The sequence below is a fragment of the Herminiimonas glaciei genome, assembly GCF_042664955.1.
GTDB classification, from domain to species: domain Bacteria; phylum Pseudomonadota; class Gammaproteobacteria; order Burkholderiales; family Burkholderiaceae_D; genus Oxalicibacterium; species Oxalicibacterium glaciei.
Genome location: NZ_JBHTBU010000002.1, coordinates 461,936 through 488,293, shown reverse-complemented (window position 1 = coordinate 488,293; position 26,358 = coordinate 461,936). Strand labels below are relative to the sequence as shown.

Annotated in this window: 25 protein-coding genes; 11 read left to right on the top strand and 14 right to left on the bottom strand. The window is 55.2% G+C overall.

Annotation, left to right across the window (positions count from 1 at the left end; all coding sequences use genetic code 11):
* Positions 1–8 precede the first annotated feature (8 nt).
* Positions 9–1,058, bottom strand: coding sequence for an isocitrate/isopropylmalate dehydrogenase family protein (locus ACFQPC_RS13130; protein WP_382272373.1), 1,050 nt, complete (start codon positions 1,056–1,058; stop codon positions 9–11).
* Positions 1,059–1,385: 327 nt separating this feature from the next.
* Here ACFQPC_RS13130 and ACFQPC_RS13125 point away from each other — a divergent pair, with 327 nt between their 5' ends.
* Both ACFQPC_RS13125 and ACFQPC_RS13120 read left to right on the top strand, forming a co-directional pair.
* Positions 1,386–1,769 (top strand): OsmC family protein, encoded by a 384-nt coding sequence (locus ACFQPC_RS13125; RefSeq protein WP_012081336.1) that lies wholly within the window; start codon positions 1,386–1,388, stop codon positions 1,767–1,769.
* Positions 1,770–1,787: 18 nt separating this feature from the next.
* Complete coding sequence (locus ACFQPC_RS13120; protein WP_382272372.1) at positions 1,788–2,705, top strand: pirin family protein; 918 nt, start codon at positions 1,788–1,790, stop codon at positions 2,703–2,705.
* Between the two features lie 12 nt (positions 2,706–2,717).
* On the opposite strand, the gene ACFQPC_RS13115 is transcribed toward ACFQPC_RS13120, so the two are convergent.
* The 5 genes from ACFQPC_RS13115 to ACFQPC_RS13095 form a co-directional block, all read right to left on the bottom strand.
* Positions 2,718–3,065, bottom strand: a complete 348-nt coding sequence (locus tag ACFQPC_RS13115) for a GFA family protein (RefSeq protein ID WP_382272371.1) — start codon at positions 3,063–3,065, stop codon at positions 2,718–2,720.
* Positions 3,066–3,117: 52 nt separating this feature from the next.
* On the bottom strand, positions 3,118–3,912 hold the full coding sequence (locus ACFQPC_RS13110; protein ID WP_382272370.1) for an anti-sigma factor family protein: 795 nt from the start codon (positions 3,910–3,912) through the stop codon (positions 3,118–3,120).
* A complete protein-coding gene (locus ACFQPC_RS13105) occupies positions 3,909–4,415 on the bottom strand; it encodes an RNA polymerase sigma factor (RefSeq protein ID WP_382272369.1) in 507 nt (168 codons plus the stop codon). The genes ACFQPC_RS13110 and ACFQPC_RS13105 overlap by 4 nt, the downstream gene beginning before the upstream one ends.
* Before the next feature lie 33 nt (positions 4,416–4,448).
* Positions 4,449–4,823, bottom strand: coding sequence for a COG4315 family predicted lipoprotein (locus ACFQPC_RS13100; RefSeq protein WP_382272368.1), 375 nt, complete (start codon positions 4,821–4,823; stop codon positions 4,449–4,451).
* Between the two features lie 227 nt (positions 4,824–5,050).
* The gene (locus ACFQPC_RS13095) at positions 5,051–5,605 is read right to left on the bottom strand and encodes a TetR/AcrR family transcriptional regulator (protein WP_382272367.1); all 555 of its coding nucleotides are present in this window, start codon (positions 5,603–5,605) and stop codon (positions 5,051–5,053) included.
* Between the two features lie 134 nt (positions 5,606–5,739).
* On the opposite strand from ACFQPC_RS13095, the gene ACFQPC_RS13090 reads away from it, so the two are divergent.
* The 7 genes from ACFQPC_RS13090 (at position 5,740) to ACFQPC_RS13060 (ending at position 13,587) form a co-directional block, all read left to right on the top strand.
* Complete coding sequence (locus ACFQPC_RS13090; RefSeq protein WP_382272366.1) at positions 5,740–6,249, top strand: HPP family protein; 510 nt, start codon at positions 5,740–5,742, stop codon at positions 6,247–6,249.
* A 461-nt stretch (positions 6,250–6,710) separates the two neighbouring features.
* Positions 6,711–8,003, top strand: a complete 1,293-nt coding sequence (gene oxlT / locus ACFQPC_RS13085) for an oxalate/formate MFS antiporter (RefSeq protein WP_382272365.1) — start codon at positions 6,711–6,713, stop codon at positions 8,001–8,003.
* 225 nt (positions 8,004–8,228) lie between these two features.
* Entirely contained in the window at positions 8,229–9,308 is a 1,080-nt protein-coding gene (locus ACFQPC_RS13080; RefSeq protein WP_382272364.1) for an AI-2E family transporter, read from the top strand.
* A gap of 119 nt (positions 9,309–9,427) precedes the next feature.
* The gene (trhO, locus tag ACFQPC_RS13075; RefSeq protein ID WP_382272363.1) at positions 9,428–10,264 is read left to right on the top strand and encodes an oxygen-dependent tRNA uridine(34) hydroxylase TrhO; all 837 of its coding nucleotides are present in this window, start codon (positions 9,428–9,430) and stop codon (positions 10,262–10,264) included.
* On the top strand, positions 10,219–11,169 hold the full coding sequence (locus tag ACFQPC_RS13070) for a pseudouridine synthase (protein ID WP_382272362.1): 951 nt from the start codon (positions 10,219–10,221) through the stop codon (positions 11,167–11,169). Before trhO ends, ACFQPC_RS13070 begins: the two co-directional genes overlap by 46 nt.
* Positions 11,170–11,227: 58 nt before the next feature.
* Positions 11,228–13,279, top strand: a complete 2,052-nt coding sequence (locus ACFQPC_RS13065; RefSeq protein WP_382272361.1) for a sensor histidine kinase — start codon at positions 11,228–11,230, stop codon at positions 13,277–13,279.
* Positions 13,280–13,356: 77 nt separating this feature from the next.
* Complete coding sequence (locus ACFQPC_RS13060; protein ID WP_382272360.1) at positions 13,357–13,587, top strand: hypothetical protein; 231 nt, start codon at positions 13,357–13,359, stop codon at positions 13,585–13,587.
* On the opposite strand, the gene mdoH is transcribed toward ACFQPC_RS13060, so the two are convergent.
* The 3 genes from mdoH to ACFQPC_RS13045 all read right to left on the bottom strand — a co-directional run bounded on the left by mdoH (position 13,561) and on the right by ACFQPC_RS13045 (position 18,397).
* Entirely contained in the window at positions 13,561–16,095 is a 2,535-nt protein-coding gene (gene mdoH, locus ACFQPC_RS13055; protein WP_382272359.1) for a glucans biosynthesis glucosyltransferase MdoH, read from the bottom strand. The two genes, ACFQPC_RS13060 and mdoH, sit on opposite strands and share 27 nt — an antisense overlap.
* On the bottom strand, positions 16,095–17,627 hold the full coding sequence (locus ACFQPC_RS13050) for a glucan biosynthesis protein G (RefSeq protein WP_382272358.1): 1,533 nt from the start codon (positions 17,625–17,627) through the stop codon (positions 16,095–16,097). Before ACFQPC_RS13050 ends, mdoH begins: the two co-directional genes overlap by 1 nt.
* Before the next feature lie 443 nt (positions 17,628–18,070).
* Complete coding sequence (locus tag ACFQPC_RS13045) at positions 18,071–18,397, bottom strand: hypothetical protein (protein WP_382272940.1); 327 nt, start codon at positions 18,395–18,397, stop codon at positions 18,071–18,073.
* 211 nt (positions 18,398–18,608) lie between these two features.
* Here ACFQPC_RS13045 and ACFQPC_RS13040 point away from each other — a divergent pair, with 211 nt between their 5' ends.
* Together ACFQPC_RS13040 and ACFQPC_RS13035 are read left to right on the top strand one after the other, a co-directional pair.
* Positions 18,609–19,514, top strand: coding sequence for a YihY/virulence factor BrkB family protein (locus ACFQPC_RS13040; protein ID WP_382272357.1), 906 nt, complete (start codon positions 18,609–18,611; stop codon positions 19,512–19,514).
* Positions 19,515–19,583: 69 nt separating this feature from the next.
* Complete coding sequence (locus tag ACFQPC_RS13035; RefSeq protein WP_382272356.1) at positions 19,584–20,807, top strand: DUF418 domain-containing protein; 1,224 nt, start codon at positions 19,584–19,586, stop codon at positions 20,805–20,807.
* On the opposite strand, the gene ACFQPC_RS13030 is transcribed toward ACFQPC_RS13035, so the two are convergent.
* From ACFQPC_RS13030 to ACFQPC_RS13010, 5 genes are read right to left on the bottom strand one after another with little or no spacing between them, the layout of a single operon-like run.
* Complete coding sequence (locus tag ACFQPC_RS13030; RefSeq protein ID WP_382272355.1) at positions 20,804–21,805, bottom strand: ABC transporter ATP-binding protein; 1,002 nt, start codon at positions 21,803–21,805, stop codon at positions 20,804–20,806. The genes ACFQPC_RS13035 and ACFQPC_RS13030 overlap by 4 nt on opposite strands.
* Entirely contained in the window at positions 21,798–22,787 is a 990-nt protein-coding gene (locus ACFQPC_RS13025) for an ABC transporter ATP-binding protein (protein ID WP_382272354.1), read from the bottom strand. The genes ACFQPC_RS13030 and ACFQPC_RS13025 overlap by 8 nt, the downstream gene beginning before the upstream one ends.
* On the bottom strand, positions 22,784–23,689 hold the full coding sequence (locus ACFQPC_RS13020; RefSeq protein ID WP_382272353.1) for an ABC transporter permease: 906 nt from the start codon (positions 23,687–23,689) through the stop codon (positions 22,784–22,786). The genes ACFQPC_RS13025 and ACFQPC_RS13020 overlap by 4 nt, the downstream gene beginning before the upstream one ends.
* A 1-nt stretch (position 23,690) precedes the next feature.
* The gene (locus ACFQPC_RS13015) at positions 23,691–24,668 is read right to left on the bottom strand and encodes an ABC transporter permease (RefSeq protein WP_382272352.1); all 978 of its coding nucleotides are present in this window, start codon (positions 24,666–24,668) and stop codon (positions 23,691–23,693) included.
* Positions 24,669–24,720: 52 nt separating this feature from the next.
* Positions 24,721–26,289: an ABC transporter substrate-binding protein gene (locus ACFQPC_RS13010; RefSeq protein ID WP_382272351.1), complete on the bottom strand. Its 1,569-nt coding sequence runs from the start codon at positions 26,287–26,289 to the stop codon at positions 24,721–24,723.
* Between the last annotated feature and the right edge of the window lie 69 nt (positions 26,290–26,358).

Genomic DNA, 26,358 nt, shown 5'->3' with positions numbered 1-26,358 from the left:
TTTGGCTGTTATTTCTGCAGGTCGCGGATACGTTCTATCAGCAGATCGCCGTATTTCGAAGTGGATGTGCTGCCACCGAGGTCGGCGGTACGACCGCTTTCCTCACCCAAGACCGAATCAATTGCATCGCGCAGGAACTTGGCTTGTCCGTGCAGGCCTTTGTGTTCCAGCATCAATGCTGCAGCCAGCAGGAGTGCCGTCGGATTGGCCATGCCCTTGCCGGCGATATCCGGTGCCGAACCATGCACCGCTTCAAAAATAGCCGCACGTTCGCCGATATTCGCACCCGGCGCCATACCCAGGCCACCCACCAGGCCCGCGATCTGGTCAGACAGGATGTCGCCGAACAGATTGGTCGAAACAATGACGTCGAACTGCCATGGATTCAATACCAGTTGCATCGCGCAGGCATCGACGATGCGATCGTTGAATTCGATCTGGTCAGCGTAATTGAGGCCAACTTGCTTCGCAGTTTCCAGAAACAGGCCGGTCAATGCTTTCAATACATTGGCCTTGTGCACGATAGTGACTTTGCGGCGGTTATTGCGTACCGCGTAGTCAAACGCGAACTTCGAAATACGACGGCTGCCGGCGCGGGTATTGATACCGGTTGCCATCGCCACGGCGTGTGCATCGTCACCGATAGGCACGTAATGTTCGTGGCCGACGTACAAGCCTTCCAGATTTTCGCGTACCAATACCAGGTCAATTTTTTCGTAACGGCCACCCGGTACGATGGTGCGTGCAGGACGCACATTGGCATATAACTGAAAGGTCTCACGCAGGCGCACATTGACGGAGCGGAAGCCGCCACCGATAGGCGTACTCAGCGGACCTTTCAGTGCAAGGCCGGTACGGCCGATGCTGTCGAGCGTGGTTTGCGGCAACAAATCGCCGTTTTTTTCCAGTGCATTCACACCGGCTTGCTGGGTTTCCCATGCGAATGGATTGCCCAGCGCATCAAACACGCGCACAACCACATCAACGATTTCAGGGCCGATACCATCGCCGGGAATAAGCGTTACCGGAATTTGCTGCTGCGTGCTGCTGTTAGGCATGTTGTGTCCTATCCATGGTCAAGATAATTAGAGCGCGTTCGCTTTGTGTAAAAGCCGCAGTCCATAGTTTAACTCAAATGTCTTATGTCATATATAAGAGTTAAAAATTTTTATGCCGAATAAGTTTTCAAGCGTGAATTTTTTGGCAAGATTGCAAATCAGCAAACCAAACCCAGATCAAGACAGCGTATTTCCGCCTGGGCTATAGTGGTAGCGCGCTTGTTGTTACAGGCAAGCAGACGCCAGACCGCAGGACGAATTAGCTGGCGCACCGACACCGGTGTTCACCCGTTTATCAATCACGCATTACATTTAGGGGTATTACAGATGGAAATCAAAGTAACAAAAGGCGCAGGCAAGCTGCAGCACATCGTTTCAGCCGGTCCACACACATTGATCGCTGATGCACCGTCCGCTTTCGGCGGCGACGATGCCGGCTTTGTACCGCACGATTTGCTGGCCGCCGCACTCGGCGCCTGCACCGCAGTAACCCTGAATATGTATGCCGGCCGCAAGGAACTGCCGCTGGAGAAAGTCGACGTCACCGTCACCGCAGCCGAACAGGATGGCGCTTATGTATTCAATCGCACCCTGCACTACCACGGTAACCTGAGCGCCGAGCAAAAAGACAGCCTGAACAAGATTGCTGACAAGTGCCCGGTACACAAAGCACTGTCCGGCGAAATCAAGATCATTACGCAAGCCAACTAAATCTATTTAGGATGGATTATGGATACCGACCAAAGCGCACTTGAAACCGTCGTCGTCCCGCGCACGCGCGATCTCGGCGACAACTTTGAAGTACGACGTGCCTTACCGACGTCGCAAAAGCGCATGGTCGGTCCTTTCGTTTTCCTCGACCAGATGGGGCCTCACGTTTTCACCGCAGGACAGGGGCTGGACGTGCGTCCACACCCGCACGTCGGCCTGGCCACCGTGACTTATCTGTTTGATGGTGAAATCGAACATCGCGATAGTGTCGGTTCGATCCAGACCATACAACCGGGTGCGGTTAACTGGATGACGGCCGGCAGCGGCATTGTGCATTCGGAACGTACCGGCACAGCGCTGCGCCAAAGCGGTTCTTCGCTGGAAGGCTTGCAATGCTGGGTGGCGCTGCCCAGGAAACACGAAGAAACCGATCCCGGCTTTGTGCATGTGGCAGCCAATGCCTTGCCTATCATTGAAGGTGAAGGCGCATCAGCCAAGATTATTGCCGGCAGTTTTTTCGGCAAGAGCTCGCCGGTGCCGACCTTGTCCGATTTGTTTTATGTCGACGTGCAACTGGCACCGAAAGCCCGGCTCGATGTACCGGCCGAGTATCCGGAGCAGGCAATTTATGTAGTGGAAGGCCAGCTCGACCTCGGTCGTGACGGTGTCTTTGGTCCCGGCCAGTTGCTGGTGTTGCGCGCGAATACCGCCGTGACCTTGCGCAATAGCGGAACGGCAACGACCCGCCTGATGCTGCTGGGTGGCGAACCCATGGATGGTTCACGGTACCTGGTATGGAATTTTGTTTCGAGCTCGATAGAGCGACTGGAACAGGCAAAGGAAGACTGGCGTCTGCAACGCTTCGCTGCAGTGCCGGGCGAAACCGAATTCATTCCGCTGCCGGATTTACCGGGCAAGCCGATAGGCTACCCGTAAGCCGACGCTAGGCTAGGCGCTCTTGCCGTCGTACTGCTGTTTCTTTAAGGCGGCGAGATCCACATTCTCCAGGCTGCGCGCGTTGATCGCGGCCATCTCGTTGCCATCCTTATCCTTGGCAAAACCATATGTCTGGCAACCGCAGGTCGGGCAAAAATGATGGTCGATCCGGTGTTTATTGAATTTGTAGACAGTTGATTTGCCGTCACCGCTGGTGATTTTCATTTGCGCGCGCGGGACAAACCACAGCAGGAAACCTTTACGACTGCAATGCGAGCAATTGCACTCTACGACTTGTTCCAGCTCACCTTCGGCTTCAAATTTCAGCAAGCCGCAATGACACGATCCCTGATAAAGCATCCTGATCTCCTGATTCATTAACGTTAGGTATGGCGACCATCTGTGCGGCGAGTTACTGCGTCTTGTCCAATTGCTCGTAGACCGCATGCGCGATATTCGCCAACTCGCCCTTATCAATACCGGCGGACAATGCATAGCCAAACTTGCCGTCTATCCAGTAAAAGACATTCACAGCACCTTCTTGCGCAAAGCGAAAGCCGGTGTCCTTATTCTGCGCCTGGTCGGTAGACACGTATAGCGTCAGACGTTGTTGCAGAGCATTCTGATACATGAATTGCGCCACCGGCCCGCTTTCTCCCGGCAACAAACGACCGCCTATCAATTCATAACCAAGCTTGCCGAGTTTCGGCGGCCGCATCGGGCTGCCGGTACGTTTCGACAACCACGTCACCAGCTGGTCTTCCTGTTCCGCGCTGACTTCGACCGGGCGTCGCGCGTCCGGGCTGTAGACACTATGCGCAACCGCTGCCTGGCGCGCCAGTGTTGATACCTTGAGCGGCACAGGCGACGTATTCAATTGTGCCAGCATGGTGTTTGATTGGGTCGCAGCGTGCAACATCCAGCCGCCAATACCACCGGCAACTGCAAGCAGGAGCCCGGCCGCGTAACGGCCATAAGTTTGCATCCAGCTCTGTAATCCTGAGGTCAGGCGCGACGGCACCGGCTCATCCAGCACCGGCTGGAACAATGCGCGCAGGTCTTCGTTTTGGGCGCGATAGGCTTGCACCCGCGCCAGCTCTTCCGGCCGTTCTGCCAGATATGCTTCCACTTCGCGTTGGCGCACTTCGCTCAGGAAGCCGTCAACGTAAGCATGCAATTCTGCTTCCGTCACTAATAGCTGGCTCATTTGACTACCTTTAACAGCGAGACTACAGCTCGCCCTTCCATTTGCGCACGCAGTTTTTGACGCGCACGCGACAAACGCGACATCACGGTCCCCAACGGCAAACCCAGGGTGGCCGCAACCTCTTCATAACTCATCTCTTCCAGCGCAACCAGCAGCAGGACCTCGCGTTGCTCTGCCGGCAAGCCGCGCAATGCCGATTCCAGGTCACGCATTTCCAGGCCATCGCTCACAGAATTGTGTGCAGCCGGCACCGGCGTATGTTCATCCAGCTCTTCGGTCGGCAGTGATGGCTTGCGTACCTGGTCGACATGCAGGTTATGCATGATGCCGAACAGCCACGCGCGCATATCACTGCCGCGCTGCCATGAAGACAATTTTTTCCAGCCACGCTCCATCGTGTCCTGCACCAGGTCGTCCGCGCCCGCGCGATCACCCAGCAGCGCACGGGCATAACGACGAAGTCGGGGGATACAGGCGATCAGCCGGTCACGTTCATCTTGCATGGCAACTCACCGAACTCATCCGGGCAACAGGCCTTAGTCCTTGACGACGTGCCAGATATCCTTGAAGTTGTCGCCGGTGCGATCACCAGCCTTTTTGTCGGAAGCAAACAGGTACAAGGGTTTACCCTTGTAAGCCAGTTGCTGAGTGCCGTCGTCACGTGTCACCACGGAGTATGGAGGGCTGACTTTGACGTCTTTTGCGGACACCGCTGGCCATGCTGTGGCGCATGGACCGTTACAGGCGCTTTTGCCGCTATCGGCGACATCCTTGTCGAAGGTATATACGGTCATGCCGCTGGTGGTCACCAGGATGCCGTCGGCTTTCTTGACTGGAACACTTTGCGCGTAAGCGCTACCCGACAGGACGACTGCAGCAACTGCGGACAATACGATATGTGAGAGTTTCATTTTTTGTTCCTTTTCGATGAAGGGTGGCAAGCCGGTCAGGGAAAGCGCTGTGCCCTCCCATCGGCCTGGATCATTTACGTCAAGACACACAACAATACGCACAACAATGTGCTGACATTGAGGTAAACGATGGCGTTGCCGGTTTATTCCATCGAATGGAAAATATTTATCCGCTCTGGCACATTGCTGCCGCTACCTTACACCTTCTGCGCGGCGACGGGCGGTTTTCAGGCGGGACGCTCGACCAGGTATTGCGCCACTTCCCATGCTTGCATGGCGGCATCGGGATTGCCGCTCAGGTGGGCGGCGTCGATTGCGCCATCCAGCAGGATATTGATCTGTGACGCCAGCTTTGCCGACCGCGCACCGTGCGTCTCCTTCAGCAGCGACTCTATATAGTCAATGATCAGCTTTTTATGCAAGGCGGAGATTTGATGGATAGGGTTTTTGCGTTCATGGAATTCTGCCGCTGCATTAATGAACATGCAGCCGTTGAAGTCCTTGCGCTTGAACCACTGGTCATGCCAGGTGAAGAGCGCGAGTATCTGTTGCGCCAGCCCCTCCTGCTGGTCAACGTAGTTCATCAGGGAAGTACGGAAGAACACATCGCGCTGGGTCAATACTTCCAGGATCAAGTCCTGTTTCGATGGAAAGTACTTATATAGCGTCATCTTCGCAATCCCCGCCTCGGCGATGATCCGATCTATGCCTATCCCCGTATAGCCGCCCTGCGCAAACAGTCGCATCGCCGTCTGCACCAGGACTTCCCGTTTATCCACCATTGTTTTTTACTCACAATTCAATAAAGAAGTATTGCAGCTTATCGCCGCCATCGATAATATACAGATCTGTCTGTCTTTTCAACCAACAGTATTTTATCCGACACCAAGACTTAACCCTATCCTACGGACACCATATGAATAAATTCTTTGCCAAAATGCGTGGCGGTACCGATTTGCCACCGCGCGCACCATTGCGCCATGTTGCGCTTTCCTGGCTGGGTGGCTTCCTCGCCATTGCCGCCGTCGCCCTCGCCACTGATATCAGCCACGTGCCACTGGTATTGGGATCATTCGGCGCAAGCTGCGTACTGATCTTCGGTTTCCCGGAAAGCCCGTTCTCGCAGCCGCGCAACGCCATTGGCGGTCACTTCCTGTCGTCCTTGATCGGTTTGCTGTTCCTCACCCTGTTCGGCGCGCACTGGTGGAGCATGGCACTGGCAGCGGGTACTGCAATCGCCGTCATGCAACTCACCCGCACCGTGCACCCGCCGGCCGGCTCCAATCCGGTGATCGTCATGCTGTCGGCTCCAGCCTGGAGCTTCCTGCTCACACCGACACTGATCGGCAGCATCATCGTGGTGCTGGTAGCCATTGTTTTCAACAACATCCCGAAGGAACGCTCTTATCCAAAATACTGGCTATAAGCCCTGCAGGCATAGCGATCAGGACGTTTACAGCTGTTTCCACACGCCGGATACATGGTCATTTGAAGAGTCATTCAAAACGGCCATCTATCCGCCGCTTCGAGTTTCATCCCCTTCCGCAATTTCTACGTAGTATCCACAAAAAACTTACGTGGTATCCACAATTCACATTTTTTTTCACGACGTGAATACGTGATATCCACAATCTGAATATCTCATATTCTTGCTTTCAGGCCTAGCAAAGGACGCGCCGTTCTTTGATAGTAGCGTCGTTGAATTAAATAAACACGAGCCGCGCACGAGTTTGGATGAGCTACAAACTTTTCCGACAGATCGATGCGGTTGCAAATGATCGAAATGAATCATCCGTTGTTTATTACAACGAGGGTACTGAGTAATCACACAGTTTAATAACGATTATGACGTGCATTTTCATACTTGAGAGTTGAGAGAAGGCAAAAATGAATCAAACAACTACGCTGAGTGCTACTGGCACTGTTAGCCGTTCAGCATCCTACCGCTGGATGCAATTGATCCTGGGTATCGTTGCGATGGCAATGATTGCAAACTTGCAATACGGTTGGACGCTGTTCGTCGATCCTATCGCAGCAAAACACGGCTGGAGCCGCGCTGCAATTCAAGTTGCATTTACGATCTTCGTTCTGACCGAAACATGGTTGGTACCTATCGAAGGTTGGTTCGTAGATAAATTCGGTCCACGTCCAGTGGTTCTGGTCGGCGGTGTATTGTGCGGCCTGGGTTGGTTCATCAACTCGTTCGCTGATTCGCTGGCAACCTTGTACTTTGCAGCTGTTATCAGCGGTATCGGCGCTGGCGCTGTGTACGGTACTTGCGTTGGTAACGCATTGAAATGGTTCCCGGACCGTCGCGGCCTGGCAGCTGGCTTGACCGCTGCTGGCTTCGGTGCTGGTTCCGCTGTCACCATCATTCCTATCTCGGCAATGATCGCTACCCGCGGCTACCAAGATGCGTTCCTGTACTTCGGTATCGGCCAAGGCATCATCGTGGTTCTGGTTGCTCTGTTCCTGACACGTGCTCCTGAACACAAAAAAGGCGATGCAGTCGCTAACGTTCAACAAACCAAACGTGATTACAAGCCAAGCGAAGTTCTGCGTGAACCAGTTTTCTGGATCATGTACGCAATGTTCGTGATGGTTGCTGCTGGTGGCCTGATGGCAACTGCACAACTGGGCTCGATCGCTCGTGACTTCAAAGTGTTCGACGTTCAAGTCAGCATGATGGGCCTGACCCTGCCAGCACTGACTTTCGCACTGGCGATTGACCGTGTATTGAACGGCTTGACCCGCCCATTCTTCGGCTGGGTATCGGATCAAATCGGTCGCGAACCAACCATGTTCATCGCGTTTGCTATCGAAGCAGTTGGTATCCTGGCTCTGTTCCACTACGGCCACAACCCAATCGCATTCGTTATCCTGACCGGTATCGTGTTCTTTGCATGGGGTGAAATCTACTCGCTGTTCCCATCGACTTGCGCTGATACATTCGGCAGCAAATACGCAGCATCGAACGCCGGCCTGCTGTACACAGCAAAAGGTACCGCTTCCCTGCTGGTCCCACTGTCCGCAGTGTTGGCATCCGCAACCGGCGGCTGGTATGCAGTGTTCGTAGTTGCCAGCGCATTGAATGCAACCGCAGCCCTGATGGCATGGTTTGTATTGAAACCATTGCGCGCCAAGCACATGGCAAAACCAGCGATTGCAAGCAACGACTAATCGTCGCTTACAGTAACTAGGTGTAAGTCTTAAGACCGGCCTCCGCGCCGGTCTTTTTTTCGCCCGCAATTTCGTCATTGCCGTCACAACGGCCAGCATCCTTTCCCGCCGCTTCCGGCCCGGCATCACATATATGCGCTTATGTGAGCCAGCGCTCTCACTTTTTGCATAACTTCGGGTAGCATAAGCAACAACACTCGAAGCTCCGCTCACAAGGCCTCCCATATGAACTATCCCGAAATCCAGCAAAAGACTTTCCTGGCCTTATTGATTGCCTTCTCGGCTGCCTTCATCGGGATCCTGCTGCCCTTCTATGGCGCGGTGTTCTGGGCCGCGGTACTGGCCATCCTGTTTTCCCCGTTTTACCGCAAACTGCTTATCAAAATGAACCAGCGCAGCAACCTGGCTGCGCTCGCAACATTGGGCATTTGCCTGGTAGTGGTCATCCTGCCGCTGGTGCTGATTTCAATTTCACTGGTGCATGAAGCGACGAATCTTTACACCAGCATTCGCTCCGGGCAGATTAATTTCGCGGTGTACTTTGAAAAAATCGTAGCAGCATTACCGCCCTGGGTCGTCAACCAGATGGACCGCTTTGGCCTGACCAATATCGCCACACTGCAAGCCAAGCTGTCGGCAGCCGCGGTACAAGGCAGCGAATTCATTACCAAGCAGGCGATCAGCATCGGCCAAAACACATTCAACTTCCTGATCAGCTTCACGATCATGCTGTACATGCTGTTCTTCCTGCTGCGCGACGGCGACAAGATCGCCGCCCGCATCCGCCAGGCCGCACCTTTGAATCCGGATCACAAACGCACACTATTCAACAACCTGACCACCGCGATCCGCGCCACGGTTAAAGGCAACATCATCGTGGCTGCAGTACAAGGCGCACTGGGCGGGATTGCCTTCTGGTTCCTCGGCGTACAAGGGGCCTTGCTGTGGGGCGTACTGATGGCCTTCCTTTCGCTGCTGCCGGCGGTAGGCGCTGCCCTGATCTGGGTACCGGTGGCGATTTACTTCCTGTTGACAGGTGCAGTCTGGCAAGGCGTGAGCCTGATTGCATTTGGCGTACTGGTCATCGGCCTGGTCGACAATATCCTGCGCCCCATCCTGGTCGGCAAGGACACACAGTTGCCAGACTTCGTGGTATTGATTTCAACGGTCGGAGGCATGGCTTTGCTGGGCCTGAACGGCTTTGTAATCGGACCGGTCATTGCGGCATTGTTCATGACGTTGTGGGATATCTTTTCTTCCGGCAAGCAAAAACAGGAAGCGGAAAAATTGCACAGGCCTGACTAAACATACGATAAGCGAATCACAAAGCCGGCAAATTGCCGGCTTTTTTAATGCCGGTGCCAAGCACCTTGTCTGCTTGTCATCAGCAGCCATACATCGGAATTTCTGCGACAATTCACGCTATGAATTCGACATTAGCCCCCAGCGCAGAACAGTTCCATATCGCCTTTTACAAGTTTGCCAAACTGGCAAACGCTGATGCGGCCGTCACCGTTTGCCGCGAACTGACGCGTGATCTGCTCGGCAGCATCCTGATTGCCGACGAAGGCATCAATGGCGTACTGGCCGGCGATGCGGCCGCACTCGACCGTTTCGAACACGCACTCCGGACTAATCCACGCCTCGGCGGCGCCTTCAGCAATATCGTTTTCAAACGCAGCGCCTGCAAGACCGCCCCGTTTGCCCGCATGAAGGTGCACCGCAAATCCGAGATTGTGTTCCTCGGTGTCGACAATGTCGACGCGATCGGCAGGACCGGCATCGATGTCAGTCCGCAGGAATGGCGCGACCTGATAGCGCAGGATGACGTCGTGGTCATCGACAACCGCAACAGCTTTGAATTCAAACTGGGCAAGTTCAAAAACGCGGTCGACCCCGGCGTCGATAATTTCCGCGACTTCCCGAAGTACATAGAAGAGCATGTGCCGGAATGGCAAGCCAGCGGCAAGCGCGTGGCGATGTATTGCACCGGCGGTATACGCTGCGAAAAAACCAGCGCCTGGATGCTGGACATGGGTGTGCCGGTATATCAACTGGAAGGCGGCATCCTGAATTATTTCCTCGAAATGCCGGATGCCGAAAAGGACTGGGAAGGTGAATGCTTCGTCTTCGATAACCGCATTGCACTCGATACCAAAATGCAGGAAACCGATACCACGCTGGAAGATGTGTACGGTGGCGAGCCCGATTGGGAATGGCGACTACAACGCGCCAAACGCCTGGATGCAGACAGCGAGTGAAAAAGGCCGCAACCCAACAGCCACCCAGCAAGGATGGCGTCGGCCCCAGCAGCGTCGCGCTGCCGGCCGGAACATGGCCCAGCATCCTTGCCTTCCTGACTGAACACTTCCCGGCCATCCCGCACGCGGAATGGCTGGCACGCATGCAACGCGGCGATGTCATTGATGCCGCCGGCCGCTTGTTAACAGCCGACAGTCTTTATCAGCCGCACAGCAAAATCTATTACTACCGCAGCCTGCCTGCCGAGCCGCGCATTCCCTTCGACGAAGTAGTGCTATATCAGGATGATTATCTGGTGGCGGTCGACAAACCGCACTTCCTGCCGGTAACACCGGCCGGTCGCTATTTGCAGGAAACCCTGTTAGTACGCCTGAAGCGCTCGCTCGGCATCGATACGCTGGCCCCCATGCATCGCATCGACCGCGAGACCGCAGGGCTGGTGTTGTTTACCATACAGCCGCAGACGCGCAATTTGTACCAGACCCTGTTCCGTGAACGCAGTGTCAGCAAAGAGTATGAAGCAATCGCCCCGCTGCGGGCCGACCTCGAACTGCCGACCACTTACCGCAGCCGCCTGCTTGAAAGCGAAGCTTTCATGAAGATGTGCGAAGTCAGCGGTGTAGCGAATTCCGAAACAGCGATCGCCTTGCTGGAAACGCGCGGCAACTTTGGCCGCTATCTGCTGCAACCGGTCAGCGGCCAGAAACACCAGCTGCGTGCCCACATGGCGGCGCTCGGCATCCCGATCGTCAACGATCGCATCTATCCACATCTGTATCCGGATGAAGGTGCAACGCAAGACTACAGCCAGCCGCTGCAACTGCTGGCGAAATCCATCAGTTTCACCGACCCACTCTCAGGCAAATTGCATCGCTTCGACAGCCGGCAGGCGCTGAAGCTATAAGTAGTCGCACGGCTTCCCGCCGTCCGCATTTGTTATCATGCGTCAACATTTTTCGCGCATGGCAACCGATCTTATGCTTACCCTCTTGCCGCGGCTCTGCCCGCTACTCCTGCTACTGTGCAGTTCTATCGTACTGGCTGAACCGATAGTGCTGGATCAGGAACGTCTAGATATTTCATCTCGGATAGAAAGCCTGGTCGATCCGAGTGGGAAACTGACATTGACGGATGTCATGCAGCCAGAGATGGCGCAGCAGTTCGAACCAAGACCCGAGGTTTTACAAAAGATAGGCCGCAACAATACAGCCTGGCTGAAAGCGACGCTGCAACCGGATTCGGCGCAGCCCCAGGAATGGTGGCTGGAATTACAAATGCCTGCCGCCACCGAACAAATGGCTTACTACCATCCCAAGGATGTAGAGTTTTATACGGATGGAGAAAGAGTGGTGCCCTTGCGTGCGACCGACTACCGCAATCCGCTCTATAAAATTGTCATTAACGATGGCCAGCCGCGCACCTTCTACATGAAGGTACACACCGGACAAATCATGGCCAAGGACCTGGTGCTGTGGGAACCGTCCGCTTTCGCACGTGCGACTGCGAAGGAAGAATTCATCTGGGGCATACGAACCGGCATTTGTATCCTGCTGATCCTGACCGCCCTCTGGTTCGAACGCGCTATCCGCGACGGCGTCTATCTTTACTTCGCGCTCTACGTCATCTGCGTCCTTGTCATGAACCTGCCGGCCACCAGTTCGGTGCGTGCCGCCTTCGGTGCCGATTATATGCAGGAGCTGAATTACATGCGTTTCTTCGGACTCGTAGCCGGTATGGTGACGGCGGTGGAGTTCCTGTTCCGCTTTGTCGGCATGCGTGAACTACGGCCGCGCCTGACCAAGGGCTTCCTGTGGTCGCTACGCGGCTATGCCTTGTTGGTGACCATCGTGGCGCTGACCAGTCGTTTCGAGACAGCCATCAACCTGCTCTCATTTGCCATCACCTTCCTGACCGGACCACTGGCGCTGCTGATCCTGGTCAAGCATGTCTTGCGCAGCAATATCGAAGTACGCCTGCCCTTCTTCATCGCCTGCAGTACATTCGTGCTGGCGATCATGCTGCAATTCCTGGCGATACGCGGCTATGTCCGCAATGATTTTTTAAATTACTCAACCGCGACATTTTCAGTGCTGGTCTTTCTGACGGTTTTTTACGCCATCACCAAGCGCTACCAGCGTATGCGTGAAGCAAATGAATTGGCGCAAAACCGCATCATCGAGATTGTGCGCAGCTCGGAACGCGAGCTGGAAAAGCAGGTGGCGGAACGTACCCAGGCCCTGCTGGTTGCAATGGAAGACGTGGAAAAAGCGCTGGCACAGGAACGTGCGGCACATGAGGAGCAACAACAATTCATCGCGATGGTGTCGCATGAATTACGTACCCCGCTGGCCGTGATCGACGCGGCTGCGCAAAACATGACGCGTGAAGGGGAACAAGGGTCTGCCAAAGCACCGCTGCGACTGGAGAAAATCCATCGCGCTACGGAACGCCTGTCGTCGTTGTTTACGCAATACCTGAGCAGCGAACGCCTGAAAATGTTCGCACATGGCATACAGCCGGCCAATACCACCCTGCATTTGCTGCTGGAAGATGCCGTGAACATGGCCAAGCCCCTGGCCGACAATCATCAGTTCCTGATCGATTCGGAATCAGTCAAGACGCCGGTACGGGCCGATGCAGATATCCTGCGCCTGGTCATCAGCACACTGCTTAACAATGCCGTCAAGTACACTCCTGCCGGCAGCACCGTAGTCTTGCGCGCCGCACCGGTCAGCAATGGCTGGCATATCGATATTGCAGACAATGGTCCCGGGATCGCTGTCGATGAACGCGAGAAAATTTTCAGTCGTTATTACCGGGGACGTATTTCCGCAAGCCAGGCCGGTACCGGCCTGGGGCTGACACTGGCGCGTCACTTGATCGAGCGTCATGGTGGAACACTCGCCTTGCTGGACACTGCAGGAGGTAGCACTTTCCGCATCTTCCTGCCGTTGGAAAATGCCGCCGCGCCGGCATATGAAAATACCGTTACGGCAGCTCTTCAAGCACGGTAAAGACTGTAAGGAAAAATCTTTGCGAGCTAATTAGTAGCTGTTATATTGCCAACAATCGATCAATCACAAGAGGACACATGGCGGCTCTGGAAACTATCGGCGGCTTTATTTCCAACATGATCAATCCGGTCTCAAACTATCTGGCGGAGAAGATAGCTGAGCGCTGGGGCGATGGCGAAGAGCCCGTCAAAGCAGTAGTGTTGCAATCCCTGATTTTCACTATCATCTGGATTCCCGTCTTGCTCCTGACCGTCGCTGCCCTCGTATTCTGCCTGTTCGGATTAGGCTGGCTGTTTTCTTTCTTCTAAACCCAAGGCGCCACGCCCGACGCTCCGCAAGCTGCGTTGCTCCTTCTCTTTCGTTTCGCGCAAATGCGCGAACCAGGCCGGATGTGCCTGCTCGGATGACCAGACATCCAGATGCAATTGCGACAGGAACACAGGGTCCGCCAGCAAACCATTCTTTTGAGCGTCCGGCAATGCCGTCGGGCCATTCTTCACCGCATTTTGTACCTGATCCTTGCGCCGGTTCTGCGCTGCCAGTGAACGATGGGCATGCATATAAGCGCTGGCGCACATCATACCGTTGAAGCGCGGGTCGACCACCGCATCGACGAAGTTCATCGTACGTGGCGCGGCCTTGACGTAAGCCACCATATCCTGCAATTCCAGTGGCGGCTGTGCCTCTTCCGGAATCAGGAATAGTTTCTTGCGACGGAAACGCAAACCGTTGGAAACCTTGCTGGAATATATCGAGACCGGGATCGCCACCGCCAGGGAACCGACGATAGGCAACAACCACGGCAGGAAAGTCGGGTTAAGCCAAAAGATGATGCCGCCCCAGGTCAGCCCCAGCAAGGTATGGAAACCGTGTTTGCGTATTGCTTCACCCGGACTGGTTTCTGCATCTTCGCGCGGTGGCGATTTCCAGCGCAGCGCCCAACCCATGAAGGCGGCGATCACAAAGTGGGTATGGAACAACATGCGTACCGGTGCCAGCAACATCGAGAAGAACATTTCAATCAACATGCTGCCAACCAGGCGCAGGCGGCCGCCGAACTGTTGCGCACCCTGCATGCAGATCAGCAACACACTTAAGATCTTCGGCAGGAACAGCAAGGTCGCTGTGGCGCTGAACAAGGCCAGCGCTTTTTCTGGATGCCATTGCGGCCAGTTCGGGAACAGCTGCCACGGTTCGGTGAAATAGATGGGTTCAGTCAGCGTGTGCTGCATCAACATACCGGTGGAGAGAATCAGGAACAGGAACCATAAAGGTGCCGACAGATAAGCCATCACGCCGGTCACGAAGACTGCCCGGTGCACCGAATGCATGCCTTTCGACAGGAACAGACGGAAGTTCATCAGATTACCCTGGCACCAGCGGCGATCCCGTTTCAATTCATCCAGCAAGTTAGGCGGCATTTCTTCGTAACTGCCGTCCAGGTCATACGCGATCCAGACCTTCCAGCCGGCCCGGCGCATTAAGGCGGCTTCGATAAAATCATGCGACAGGATTTCACCTGCAAACGGCCCTTTACCCGGCAACAGTGACAAGGCGCAATGCTCGATGAAAGGCTGCATCCGTATGATCGCGTTATGTCCCCAGTAATGCGATTCCCCTAATTGCCAGTAATGCAGGCCGGCGGTAAACAAGGGGCCGTACACGCGTGTCGAGAATTGCTGGATACGTGCATACAAGGTATCGCGACCGGCGGCACGCGGCGCAGTCTGGATAATCCCGGCATCGGGATTGGCTTCCATCGATTGCACCAGCTTGGTCAGGCAATCGCCGCTCATCACGCTATCGGCATCCAGCACCACCATATAGCGGTAGTTTTTGCCCCAACGGCGGCAAAAGTCATCGATATTGCCACTCTTGCGCCGCACGCGGCGCTGACGACGACGATAGAAAATACGGCCAAACCCCTGCACCGATTTACTCAACATCGCCCATGCCGCTACTTCGTCGGCGCAGATATCGCTGTTACTGCTATCGCTCAACACATAAAAATCGAAACGATCAAGCTGGCCGGTTTTTTCCACCGATTCATACGTCGCACGCAAACCGGCAAAGACCCGCGCCACATCTTCATTACAGATAGGCATCACGATCGCGGTACGCGCCGCAGCCGCTATCGGACCATTGCTCACTGCGGTCCTGGAAATCAGGTGCGGATCCTTGCCGCGCGCCAGCAGGATAAAGCCAGTCATCGCAGTCCAGAATCCGGCGGAGACCCAGCAAAACAACAATGCGAACAAAGCCAGCATCGCGATTTCCAGCGGCTGCTTGCCTTGATAGGGCAAGACAGTGCTCATGTAATAAGTCGCTACTGCGGTCTGCCCCAGCATCAGCAAGAGCAGGGTCAGGCGGCGTGCGCCACCTTTGGCACCGTCGTTGGCGGATGCCGTTTCGCTCGGCTTGGTTTTTTGTGTAGCAGGCTGGCGTTTGAATAAACCTTGCAGCCAGCGCGTCAAGGGATTCAATGCACCCCAGGGCTCGGGTACCATCGACGCGCGATTGATAGGTGGCGCAATACTCAAAGGTGCACCAGTTTCATCGCACAGTGCAGGTGTAACCTGATCCGGCGCATTCGCTGCGAGGGCCAGCCTGGTGCGGGCAAGGACGGAGCCCAAAGCCGGATTGTCCGGCTGCGCATGCTCGCCGGCCAATGCATGATGCAAATCGGCCATCGCCTCGCGCGTGGAAAATGTCGCGGTCTCTTCCAGTCGCTGCTCGACCAAATGTCGGTCGGCCTGCGGCAAAGACAGATGGTCGAGGTAATGCCGACATTGGGTCGGGATACGTGGCGCGTCCATCAGTCCGCCGGCAAGATGTAACTCCACGTTTCCGATAGAGTTGTGTTGTTGGTGTGCAGGAAGCCGCGCAATTCTATCGGCTTCTTGTCGTCTGCCCGTTTGACCCTGAGTGCCGCACGCCAGCCGCCGGTCGCTTCATTGCGGTAGGTATGCGCTTCCAGGATTTCGCCATTGCTGTCTGCCGAAGCACGGAATTCTATCTTGGCATTCTGTGGCAGCTTCTTGAAGATCGGCCCTTCGAAATCAACAAACAAGGCAGTGCTGTCATCCGGTTTGCGCAAATGGCCATGCCCGCGCCTGGTTTGCGTTACCCATGACAAGGGCGGACGTTGTTGCGCACTCTTGTTCCAGTACAAGCGATAATCCAGGTTGATCGGCGTACCCGGTTTCGGAATCACATCCGGCACCCAGTACGCAACAATATTGTCGTTGAACTCATCCGGCGTCGGTATCTGCACCAGCTCTACCCGCCCTGCGCCCCATTTGCCGATCGGTTCGACCCAGGCACTCGGCCGCGTTTCATAGCGTGCTTCCAGGTCTTCGTAGCTGCTTTGCTTTTCATCCCGCTGCATCAACCCAAAGCCGGATGGATTACTCAAACCATACGAAGTCACCAGCAAGCGCTTCGGATTCACCAGTGGGCGCCAGATCCATTCACCGGTACCGGACTGGATCGACAAACCATCCGAGTCGTGTACTTCAGGACGATAGTCTTCGGTCGTCGAGCGCTGGTTCTCGCCAAAGAAATACATGCTGGTCAGCGGTGCAATACCTAACTTGGTGACGTTTTCGCGCAGGTATAACTGCGACTTCACTTCGGTTACGGTTTGCTCGCCCGGTTTTACGACGAAGCGATAAGCGCCGGTGACGCGACGGGAATCGAGCAAGGCGTATATCGTCAGCTGTTTACTATTGGCACTCGGGCGCTCTATCCAGAACTCAACGAATTTCGGAAATTCTTCTCCCGAATTCAAGGCCGTATCGATCGCGAGGCCGCGTGCGGACAGACCATAGATTTGTCCCTTGCCAACCGCGCGCAGATAGCTTGCGCCGAGGAAGACCATGACTTCATCTTTATATTTGGGGGTATTGATCGCGTAGTGCACGCGGAAACCGGAATAACCAAGGTGCTTCAGGTCATGCGGGGTCAGTTTATTGGCACCGTAATTGAAAGCGCGGGGATCAAATGGAATCTGGCGTGCACGCTGGCCGACGATTTCATTGATGCGCACCGGACTCTCGAATTGTCGGCCCTGGTGGAAGAAGGTCAATTCGAACGGTAATTTTTCTGCATGCCAGTAAGCACGTTCAGGTTTAAAACGAATATCACGATATTGATCGTAATTCAGGCCCTCAAGGGCTTTCGAAATATTTTTTTGCGGCGCCTTGTAAGAAGTCGTCGATAACTGCTTGGCTTTCTTCGCGACGTCGTTGAACTCAAACGCAAGCGCAGGAATACAGGGAATGAATGCAAGAACCAGCAATGCAATACGCTGACCGGCCCGCGCAGGTGTAAATAAACTCCAGAACATGATTTCCAATCTAAACAAACTGTCCGCCCCCATACTGGCTCCCGGACCTCCGTTGCTACCGCAGATATGCGGGTTCACACGGAGCAAAGATGCACATCCCAAATAGTCGCCCCAAGTCCTTGTGGCAATTAATTGCAATACGCATCCAATTTGAAAAGTGTTTTAGCTCCACGCGACGCGCTTTACGAATTAAAACAAGATTGACCTTTCGTCGCCGATGATATGGACAAAAGACGATAACTACAGCGAAATTGTCCGGCTTGTGCCCGGCATTTTGGCTTTACGTCGCGGGTTTTATAGCGCGGCGCGGCAGTCATACGGTAGTACTCCTGTCACCAATCCCGCAGCCAGCCAGGCTGGTTCTTGCGTATATTTTTGACATGAGTGTCGGTCTGACCTCACAAAAAGTGGAATGGTTCCGCGTCTAAATGTTTTTTCCGGCATCATGCCTGCCACACCCCGTAGCCTGCCTCGCGCAGTGCGATCCCCAGCTCGACCTCCATCTCGCATGCGGCTTCATACGGCATCGGGTTGTACACCGCATAGAGCTCCGGCAACAGGCGTAAACCGAACTTCTCGACATATCGATTGCTCTGTATACCTGCCTTGTGTTTATCGAAGCGCAGGTCCGGGTCGAGCCCGGTCATGCCAACGTAGACGCAGGGTTTCCCGCGGACGTAATCCGGGTTCGCTTTTTTGAAGCGGGCTTCGTAAAGCACATCGGGCGATAACTCGACGACATAAACATGGTGATGATGACGGCGCGGCATGGAGATATTTTGAATCCGGAGCAACAGATAGTTCAGCATAGCAGGCCGCGCGCATCACCTGCTTACGGTCGTCACCGCTTTACCGGACTGCAATTCTTATGCCACGGTGACGAGCGTCACATGACAAGCCAACAATCGGTACAATTCGGAGAACTGCAGTAGAGATGATAAAAAATCCAATTGCCGATCACCGCAGAAAGCGACGCCAACAATGAAAACAACGCACCTGCAAGACGCCTGGTCACTGACCAAAGAAGCGGTACAAGCCTGGATGCAGGATTTTGCACCGAGCATGGGCGCCGCACTGGCCTACTACACAATTTTTTCACTTGCACCAATGTTGATCATCGTGATCGCAATTGCCGGCTTCTTCTTTGGGCAAAACACGGCACAGGGTGAAATTATTGCGCAGCTACGCGGGCTGGTGGGCGATACCGGGGCCGCTGCAGTGGAGGGTATATTGCGCTCGGTCAGCCAACCGGGCCAGGGTATCGTCGCGGCCACGCTGGGCACATTGACCCTGATGATAGGCGCGACCGCCGTCTTCGGTGAATTGCAAAGCGCCCTGAACCGGATCTGGAAGGTAACGACTGACAACAAGAATGGGGGCATCTGGAAATTCGTCTTCACGCGCCTCTTGTCCTTCGGCATGGTAATGGGCCTCGGCTTCATGTTGCTGGTTTCCATGATCCTCAGTGCGGCACTGGCGGCACTCGGCAAATGGTGGGGCAGCATGCTGGGCGACTGGACTATCGTGCTGGAGATATTAAACCTGGCAGTTTCTTTCGGCGTCATCACGACGCTGTTTGCCATGATTTATAAATTCATGCCGCGTGCGACTATCGCATGGCGCGATGTCTGGTTTGGTGCGGTGATCACCGCCTTGCTGTTCACCGTCGGCAAATTCCTGATTGGCCTCTACCTCGGCAAAACCAATATGGCCTCCGGTTTTGGCGCAGCCGGCTCGCTGGTCGTACTGCTCGCATGGATTTATTATTCAGCACAAATCTTCCTGCTCGGTGCCGAATTCACCTGGGTCCTGTCGCAAAGACACCAGGCCCGGCTGGCAGCCGCCAATACATCGGATGCTGCTTCGGACGCACTCGTATCAGATTAATCCATACGCATCATCCAGCGGGCTGCACTAAACTGCAGCCCCTCGCTTCGTGCATACTCGACGGCAACCATGAGTAATATCCATCACCCCGACCGCAATGACCGCTACGCGCATATCGATGCATTGCGCGGCATCGCCGTCTTCGGCATCCTGCTGGTCAATATCTGGTCTTTCATCTGGGGTTTCAACAGCCTGCGTTATGGCGTACTGCCGGCCACGGCTTCGCTATTCGACGTATTGTCGGTAGCCTTCGTCGCATTCTTCGCCGAACAAAAGTTTTATCCTATCTTCGCCTTCCTGTTCGGTGCCAGCTTTGTCCTCATCACGCGCTCGGCCAAACAAAAGCTCGGGCGCTGGAGCGATGCCGAACAACTGTACCGCCGCCGGATGAAGTGGCTACTGGCCTGCGGCATCGTGCATGGCGTGCTGATCTGGTTCGGCGACATCCTGACCGTGTATGCAATTGCCGGTTTCTGGGTTTTATCCGGTCTCGCGAATGCGCGGCTGCGCAAGGTACGCAAGCATCTATATGTATGGCTGGGTGTTTTTTTCGCGCTGCTGCTGCTTAACTTTTTCCTGGGCGCACAACTATTCGGTGCCGATGACCTGGCAACACAAAGTAAAAACGAAGTCTATGGCGTGGAAGCGGCCCGCATGATCTATACCTACGGCGGCTACTTCAGTATCGCCGTGCAGCGTATCCGCGACTACATCTCGGTGACCACGCAATCCGTGTTCATCCTGCCGCACATTGCCGTGCTCTTCCTGCTGGGCGTGATGTCGGTAAGACGCGGCTGGCTGACGCAGCCCTGGCGTCACACTACCCTCTGGCGCCGGGTACGGCTCATCGGTTTTGGCATCGGCATTCCATTCAACCTGGCCTGGGCGGCGTTGATCCTGAGCGAAGCGATCGACCCTTTACATCCGTCACCCTACTCTTACATCGCTTATGCGTGGCTACCGGTGGGCGGCGTCTGCCTGGCTGCTGGCTATGTCGCCTGCCTGATGCTGGCCGGCCCAGCTATCCAGCGTTGGGCCGCTGACTGGCTGGCACCGGTCGGCCGCATGGCCTTGACGAATTACCTGATGCAATCGCTGCTATGTTCGGTGTTGATACAAGGCTTCGGCTTTGGCCTCGGTGCGACTTTGCCCCCAGCCGGCTGGCTGTCGATCGCCTTCGGTGTCATGTTGCTGCAATTGCTATTGAGCCGTTGGTGGCTCAGTACCCATACGCAAGGGCCGCTGGAGGCACTGTCGCGACGCTATATCAATAAAGCCAAAGTCGCCGGCTAAGTCGCATCGTTCAAATGGCAGGCAGAAAAATGTTGTGGCGCGATCTCTTTCAGCAATGGCTGCTCCACGCTGCAACGCGGCATCGCATGCGGACAACGTGGATGGAAGTGGCAACCTGAAGGCGGATGCAGCGGCGATGGAATTTCACCTTTGACCGCAACGAAATCGATTTTCTTCACTTCCAGCTTCGGTGCGGAAGCCAGCAAGGCGTTGGTATAAGGATGATTCGGCTGTACGAACAATTCGGCAGTCGGCGACGACTCTACGATGCGCCCCAGGTACATGATGACGACGCGATCCGATACATGTCGCACCACACCCAGGTCATGACTGATGAACAGATAAGTCAGCTTCAGTTCATTACGCAATTCCATGAACAGGTTCAACACTTGCGCCTGTATCGATACATCCAGTGCCGCTACTGCTTCATCACACACCAGCAACTCAGGTTTGACTGCCAACGCCCGGGCGATGCCTATGCGCGCCCGCTGGCCACCGGAGAACTGATGCGGAAAGCGACGTACCAGCGCCGGATCCAGCCCAACCTTTTGCAATAAGCCTGCGACATAATCCTTTTGCTCGGTCGCCGCGATCATGCCATGCGCCAGCGGTGCTTCACCGACGATATCCTGTATCCGCATACGTGGATTGAGCGAGGCATACGGATCCTGGAAAATCATTTGCATCGCCAATTGCGTGCGACGTCTCTCAGCCGTACTGAGCTGCGCCATGTCTGCGCCTTTCCACCAGCGCGTACCGGCGGACAAAGTATGCAATCCGACCGCCATGCGTCCCAGTGTCGACTTGCCGCAACCCGACTCGCCGACCAGGCCGACGACTTCACCGGAATGAATCGACAGGTTCGCATGATCAACTGCATGCACAACTTCTTCACTACGCTGCGCGCCAAACAAATTGGCAATCCGCGCTGCCGTATCCAGCGGCTTGACGAAGCGCTTGCTGACATCACGCAGTTCCAGCAAAACTTGATCAGCCATGTGCGGCCTCGACTGCTTGCGGTACCGGATGGAAGCAACGCCAGGTGTGCGTGCCATGTATAGACAGCGGCGGCGTATTGGCACATTCCGCAGTCGCGCGCTCGCAGCGGGTACGGAAAGCACAACCGGATGGCAGGTTTAACAGCGACGGCGTCATGCCCGGAATCTGGCGCAGGGGCTGGCCCGCAATATTGCGCGACGGTGACGATGCGATCAGGCCATAGGTATACGGATGGCGTGTTTGCTCCAGTACCTGCTGCACGGTACCGCTCTCGACTATCTTGCCGGCATACATCACGCACAAATCATCCGCCAGGCCGGCAATCACTGACAGGTCATGCGTAATCCAGATCAGCGCGGTGCCGGATTCGCGGCACAGCTTTTGCATTTCATACAGGATCTGCCCCTGTATCGTGACATCCAATGCCGTCGTCGGCTCGTCGCAAATAATGAGATCAGGTTTGTTCAATAAGGCGATGGCAATCGCCACCCTTTGTCGCATGCCGCCGGAGAATTGATGCGGGTAAGCCTGCAAGCGCTCATCCGGCGCAGCGATACCAACCCGCGCCAAAGCGTCCCGCGCCATTGCCCGCGCAGTCGCCTTGCTTACATTCTGATGCGCCAGCACTGCTTCCATCATTTGCGTATCGATACGCAAGACCGGATTCAGCGTCATCATCGGATCCTGGAAAATCATCGCGATACGGTTGCCGCGTATGCGCCGCATCGCTTCAGGTGATAAATCCAGCAGGTTCTGTTCTTGCAACAGGATTTTGCCGCCGACTATCTTGCCTGGCGCATCGATCAAACCCATGATCGAATACGCAGTCATCGATTTACCGGAACCCGACTCGCCCACCAGGCCCATGATGCGGCCCGGCGCGACTGAGAAGGAAACATCTTCCACTGCTTTCACCACGCCTTCGCGCGCAGAGAAATGCATCTGCAGGTTTTGTACGGTAAGGGTAGCGATGGTCGTCATTGTGTTTGCAAACGCGGGTTCAGTACATCGCGCAATTGATCGGCCACCAGATTGATGGCAACTACCGTCAACAACAATGCAATGCCGGGAAACAGGCTGATCCAGTATTTACCGGACATCATGTAATCAAAGCCGTTCGCAATCAACAAGCCCAGCGACGGCTCTGTCACCGGCAAGCCTATACCGAGGAAAGACAAGGTTGCTTCCAGCGAGATGGCGGATGCCACCTGCAAGGCGGCAATCACGATCAACGGCGGCAGGCAATTCGGCAACAGATGATGAAAGACGATGCGCAAGGGCGACAAGCCTAGACCGTTGGCCGCTTCTATATATTCCTTCTTGCGTTCGACCAAAGCCGCACTGCGTGCAGTCCGGGCATAGTAGGCCCACTGCACTGCGACCAGTGCGATGATGATTTTGCCGATACCGGGCCCCATCAAGGCCAGCAGGATCAGCGCGACCAGGATCGGCGGGAAGGATAACTGGATATCGGCGATACGCATGATCAGGCTTTCTATGCGACCGCCGAAGTAACCGGCAAACAGGCCCAGCGTCAAGCCGATCAGCAAGGCAATCGCCGTACTGACCACACCGACGATAATCGAAATACGCACGCCGTACAGGATGGCCGACAACATATCGCGGCCTTGCTCATCGGTACCGAGTACATAGGTCAGGCTGTGGTCGATATTTTGTTTACCCGGTTCCAGGCGCGAATCCATGATATCTATCTGCGCGAGGTCATACGGATTTTGCGGTGCGATGACAGGTGCAAAGATAGCTGCCAGCACGATCAGTAACAGGACGATGAAGCCCAGCGTCGCGACCTTGCTCGCAAAGAAGTTGCGGCTAAAGCGCCGGAACGGCGTTTCGATGGGGGTCGGCGTCAGCGTGGCTTCCATCTCAGCCTTTCGCATCCGACAAACGTACTCGCGGATCCAGCAGCGAGTACACGACATCGACTATCAGGTTGATCAATATAAACAGCGCCACGATCAGTATCAGGTAAGCGACGATCACCGGCCGGTCCAGCACGCGGATGGAATCGATGATCAGCTTGCCCATACCTGGCCACGCAAAGACTGATTCGGTGACGATGGCAAAGGCGATGATGGAACCGAATTGCAGTGCAATCACGGTGACAATGGGGATCAGGATGTTCTTCAGCACATGCACGCCGATGATGCGGCTATTGTGCAAACCCTTGGCGCGCGCAAACTTGACGTAATCCTGTAGCAGCGCTTCCTGCGCTCCCGCACGTGTCAGGCGTATCACCAATGCAATATTGAACAATGCCAGATTAAAGGATGGCAACAGCAAGTGCTTCAAGCCATCCCAACTCAGGAAGCTGACCGGGATGCCGAGCAGTAAAGTGGTTTCACCACGTCCGCTGGCTGGCAGCCAACCCAGGTGCACCGCAAACACCATGATCAGCATCAGGCCGACCCAGAATGTCGGCAGTGAAAAGCCGAGTATCGATACCGCCATGATGCTTTTCCCTATCCAGCTGTGTGGACGCAAACCGGCCCACAAACCCAGTGGTATGCCCAGCACGATGGAAATCAGGATGGCGCTGATCGCCAGCTCCATAGTCGCTGGCAGGCGCTCGAGGATCAGGTCCAGCGCCGAAGTGCCGAATGCAAACGAGCGTCCAAGGTCACCGCTGAGCGCATTCTGGATAAAGATGAAATATTGCTGCCACAAGGGCTTGTCCAATCCGAACGCGGCAATCGTACGGGCGCGCTCAAACTGGTCCGCATCCGGACTGAGCAGGATATCGATAGGGTTGCCGATCGCGTAGACGCCGACAAACACCAGCAGCGACATGACGGCCAGTACCAGGATGCTTTGTCCGAGGCGACGCAGGATGAAATCCAGCATGATTCAGTTTCCGCCCGCAAGTTGACGAGCGCAAGCATGCAGCACGCTGGATTTATTCTGGATGGAACTGATGTGCGAAAGTGAATTCATCGGTACGCGCAGTGTACTTCAAGCCTTTGCGCATTGCCCAGGTCGCATATTGATGGTGTAAAGGCACGACCGCATAATCCTTCATCGCGACGGCTGCGGCTTCCTTCGCATAGCCTTCACGCTTGGCCTGGTCGACCGAGCCCAGGGATGCGGCAATCAGCTTATCCAGTTCCGGATTGCTGTACTTGCCCCAGTTCCAGGTACCCCAACCTATGTCCGGATTCGACGTCCCGACCAGGGTACGCAAACCGAAATCACCAGCCAGCGTGCCCCAACCCAGCAAGGCCACACTGAACTCGCCGGCGCGCGCCTTGCTGAAGTAAACCGACAGCGGCAAGGTCTCGACCTTGGTTTGGATGCCGATGCGATTCAGGAATTGCGCAACGGTTTGCACTACTTGCGCATCATTGATGTAACGGTCATTCGGACCATGCAGGGTCAGAGCAAAGCCATTCGGATAACCGGCTTCAGCGAGGAGCTTCTTCGCACCTTCCGGATCATAGGCTTCTACTTTCAGCGCTGCGTTATAGCCGAGCAAGCCGGGAGCGACGATATTCGAAGCCGGCACAGCCAGTCCTTCCATCGTCCGCTCAACCAATGCCTGGCGGTTGATGGCTTTGGAAATTGCCTGGCGCACGCGGATATCGCGCAAAGGATTTTTCGGCAAGGGCTTGCCGGCCTTGTCGGTCACATAGCGCGGGCTTTTTTCGGATTGATCGATTTCCCAGAAGATGGTGCGCCATGAAATTTTTTGTTCCAGCTTGAACTTGCCATTGCCTTTGAGCTTGCTTAAATCAGCAGTCGGTACGCCTTCGATCGCGTCAACATCACCGGAGAGCAAAGCAGCCAGGCGTGGCGCGGAATTGGTGATGATGCGGAAACTGACCTTGTCCCAATCCGATTTGCCACCCCAGTACTGGTCATTGCGCGCGACTTCGATACGGTCACCGCGTTTGAAGCTGACAAATGTATACGGACCGGTTCCGATCAAGGCCTTGCCACTATTGAAATCCTCGGTAGTCGCTTTCTCTGCGGCCTTCTTCGAAACAATGAAGATTGCACTCACATCCAGTGCCAGCGGGCCATAAGGTGTGGCAGTGCTCAGGCGCACCGTATACGGATCGACGATTTTTTTTGCGATGATTTGTTTGGTATAGGCGGTATAAGGACCGGGGCTGTTCGTCAGCTTCGCCGGACGGTCCAGCGAGAACACCACGTCTTCCGCAGTGAACTTCGAGCCGTCATGGAACTTCACATCGTGTCGTAACTTGAATTCCCAGGTGGTCGCATCGACTGCACGCCACGAGGTCGCCAAGCCTGGCACCAATTTACCGTTGGCATCGACATTCACCAGCGCATCAAAGATATGTGAAGAGAAGGCCACATTCGGTGCGATATTCAAATAGTGCGGATCGAGTGAAGAAACGTCGGCGGACAGGGCGATTTTCAAATCGGCCGCCCAAACCGGCTGCAAAGCCAGTGCGCCCAGCAAGGCGAGTACGGATAGGTGTTTTCGTTTGAAGCCGGGCATATTATTCCTTTAGAACTGAGTACAACGCAGCTAGCGCCGTTTTTGGCAAGAACGCATCTCACGGATATT

Coding starts and splice junctions, on each gene's coding strand:
- ACFQPC_RS13130 (WP_382272373.1), bottom strand. CDS start 1,058: ATGCCTAACAGCAGCACGCAGCAGCAAATTCCGGTAACGCTTATTCCC.
- ACFQPC_RS13125 (WP_012081336.1), top strand. CDS start 1,386: ATGGAAATCAAAGTAACAAAAGGCGCAGGCAAGCTGCAGCACATCGTT.
- ACFQPC_RS13120 (WP_382272372.1), top strand. CDS start 1,788: ATGGATACCGACCAAAGCGCACTTGAAACCGTCGTCGTCCCGCGCACG.
- ACFQPC_RS13115 (WP_382272371.1), bottom strand. CDS start 3,065: ATGCTTTATCAGGGATCGTGTCATTGCGGCTTGCTGAAATTTGAAGCC.
- ACFQPC_RS13110 (WP_382272370.1), bottom strand. CDS start 3,912: ATGAGCCAGCTATTAGTGACGGAAGCAGAATTGCATGCTTACGTTGAC.
- ACFQPC_RS13105 (WP_382272369.1), bottom strand. CDS start 4,415: ATGCAAGATGAACGTGACCGGCTGATCGCCTGTATCCCCCGACTTCGT.
- ACFQPC_RS13100 (WP_382272368.1), bottom strand. CDS start 4,823: ATGAAACTCTCACATATCGTATTGTCCGCAGTTGCTGCAGTCGTCCTG.
- ACFQPC_RS13095 (WP_382272367.1), bottom strand. CDS start 5,605: ATGGTGGATAAACGGGAAGTCCTGGTGCAGACGGCGATGCGACTGTTT.
- ACFQPC_RS13090 (WP_382272366.1), top strand. CDS start 5,740: ATGAATAAATTCTTTGCCAAAATGCGTGGCGGTACCGATTTGCCACCG.
- oxlT (WP_382272365.1), top strand. CDS start 6,711: ATGAATCAAACAACTACGCTGAGTGCTACTGGCACTGTTAGCCGTTCA.
- ACFQPC_RS13080 (WP_382272364.1), top strand. CDS start 8,229: ATGAACTATCCCGAAATCCAGCAAAAGACTTTCCTGGCCTTATTGATT.
- trhO (WP_382272363.1), top strand. CDS start 9,428: ATGAATTCGACATTAGCCCCCAGCGCAGAACAGTTCCATATCGCCTTT.
- ACFQPC_RS13070 (WP_382272362.1), top strand. CDS start 10,219: ATGGCGACTACAACGCGCCAAACGCCTGGATGCAGACAGCGAGTGAAA.
- ACFQPC_RS13065 (WP_382272361.1), top strand. CDS start 11,228: ATGGCAACCGATCTTATGCTTACCCTCTTGCCGCGGCTCTGCCCGCTA.
- ACFQPC_RS13060 (WP_382272360.1), top strand. CDS start 13,357: ATGGCGGCTCTGGAAACTATCGGCGGCTTTATTTCCAACATGATCAAT.
- mdoH (WP_382272359.1), bottom strand. CDS start 16,095: ATGGACGCGCCACGTATCCCGACCCAATGTCGGCATTACCTCGACCAT.
- ACFQPC_RS13050 (WP_382272358.1), bottom strand. CDS start 17,627: ATGTTCTGGAGTTTATTTACACCTGCGCGGGCCGGTCAGCGTATTGCA.
- ACFQPC_RS13045 (WP_382272940.1), bottom strand. CDS start 18,397: ATGCCGCGCCGTCATCATCACCATGTTTATGTCGTCGAGTTATCGCCC.
- ACFQPC_RS13040 (WP_382272357.1), top strand. CDS start 18,609: ATGAAAACAACGCACCTGCAAGACGCCTGGTCACTGACCAAAGAAGCG.
- ACFQPC_RS13035 (WP_382272356.1), top strand. CDS start 19,584: ATGAGTAATATCCATCACCCCGACCGCAATGACCGCTACGCGCATATC.
- ACFQPC_RS13030 (WP_382272355.1), bottom strand. CDS start 21,805: ATGGCTGATCAAGTTTTGCTGGAACTGCGTGATGTCAGCAAGCGCTTC.
- ACFQPC_RS13025 (WP_382272354.1), bottom strand. CDS start 22,787: ATGACGACCATCGCTACCCTTACCGTACAAAACCTGCAGATGCATTTC.
- ACFQPC_RS13020 (WP_382272353.1), bottom strand. CDS start 23,689: ATGGAAGCCACGCTGACGCCGACCCCCATCGAAACGCCGTTCCGGCGC.
- ACFQPC_RS13015 (WP_382272352.1), bottom strand. CDS start 24,668: ATGCTGGATTTCATCCTGCGTCGCCTCGGACAAAGCATCCTGGTACTG.
- ACFQPC_RS13010 (WP_382272351.1), bottom strand. CDS start 26,289: ATGCCCGGCTTCAAACGAAAACACCTATCCGTACTCGCCTTGCTGGGC.